The following is a 1,571-nucleotide window of genomic DNA, read 5'->3' on the forward strand; positions in this document are numbered from 1 at the left end:
AGGAGGCCCTGGCGAGGGCGGCCGCGCTGGACGCCGAACGGGACGCCCTGCTCGGGCCGCCGGCTGACCAGCGGGACCCGGACGGCGGGGCGGAGCTGCCCGCACTGTTCGGGCTGCCGTTCGCGGTGAAGGACAACATCGACGTCGCGGGCCTGGCCACCACGGCGGGCTGCCCGGCGTTCGGCTACGAGCCGGCCGAGGACGCGCCCGCCGTGGCCGCGCTGCTCGCCGCCGGTGCGGTGTGTGTCGGCAAGACGAACCTCGACCAGTTCGCCACCGGGCTGTCCGGCGCGCGCTCGCCCTACGGCACACCCGTCTCGCCCTTCGACGCCTCGATGATCGCCGGCGGCTCCAGCTCCGGCTCCGGCGTCGCGGTCGCCGTCGGGCTGGTGAGCTTCGCGATCGGCACCGACACCGCCGGTTCGGGGCGGGTGCCGGCGGCGCTGAGCAACGTCGTCGGGCTGAAGCCGTCCCGGGGCCTGGTCAGTACCCGTGGCCTGGTCCCCGCCTGCCGCTCGCTGGACTGCCTGAGCGTCTTCGCGCTCAGCGTGCCGGACGCCCGGCTGGTGCTGTCCGTCATGAACGGCTACGACCCGGCCGACCCGTACTCCCGCCGACTGCCGCGCGTGTCGGCGCCGGGTGCCGAGGCGGGGCCGGGTGCCGAGGCGGGGCCGGGCCCGGCGCCGACTCACCAGAGCCTGGTCGGACCCGGCCACCCACTCGGCGCGGGGCCGGGTCCGCGCCCAGGCCCGTCCGGGCCAGGGCGGGGCGAACTGCGTGTGGGCACCGCCCGACCGGAGGACCTGACGTTCTTCGGGGACCGTGGGGCCCGCGCCGTGCACGCGCGAAGCCTGGAGCTGATCAGGGCGGGCGGGGACCGGACGATCGAGGTCGACCTCGCCCCGTTCCTGGCCGCCGGCGCGCTGCTCTACAGCGGACCCTGGCTGGCCGAGCGGTTCTCCTCGATGGGCGAGTTCGTGCTGGCCCGACCGGAGCAGACGCATCCGGTCGTCCGGGCCGTGCTCGCCCCCGGCGCGGAGATCAGCGGGGTGGACGCCTTCCGCGGGCTGTCCCGGCTGCGCTCGCTGCGCCGCACGGTCGAGGAGGTGTGGACGGAGATCGACGTGCTGGTCCTGCCCACCGTGCCCACGTCGTTCCCGGTGGAGGCGGTGCTGGCCGATCCGATCGGGCGCAACGTCCAGCTTGGTCACTACACGACCTTCGCGAACCTGCTCGACCTCGCCGCGGTCGCGGTCCCGGCCGGCTTCGCCGACGGACTCCCGCACGGTGTCACGTTCCTCGCCCCGGCGGGGCGGGACGCTTTTCTCGCGGACGTGGCTGCGGAGTTCCATGCCCGTGCGGGCCTGTCCCTGGGCGCCACGGGCCATCCCCTGGCCCGCTCGGGCCCCACGACCCCCCGCGGTGCGGCACCCGCCCGTCGGGGCGCCGGGGCGGCCGACGGCGGGCCGGCAGGTTCCACGGGCCACGTCGACATCGCCGTGGTCGGCGCCCACCTGAGCGGGCTGCCGCTCAACGGCGAGCTGGTCCGTCTCGGCGCGGTGCTGCTGCGC

Annotated in this window: 1 protein-coding gene; it reads left to right on the forward strand. The window is 76.3% G+C overall.

The features are described 5' to 3' along the window. A partial coding sequence (locus MXD58_RS27250) for an amidase family protein (RefSeq protein ID WP_250610821.1) occupies positions 1–1,571 on the forward strand: 1,571 nt, incomplete at both ends.

The sequence above is a fragment of the Frankia sp. AgKG'84/4 genome (assembly GCF_023242965.2).
In the GTDB taxonomy this organism is placed as follows: Bacteria; Actinomycetota; Actinomycetes; order Frankiales; family Frankiaceae; genus Frankia.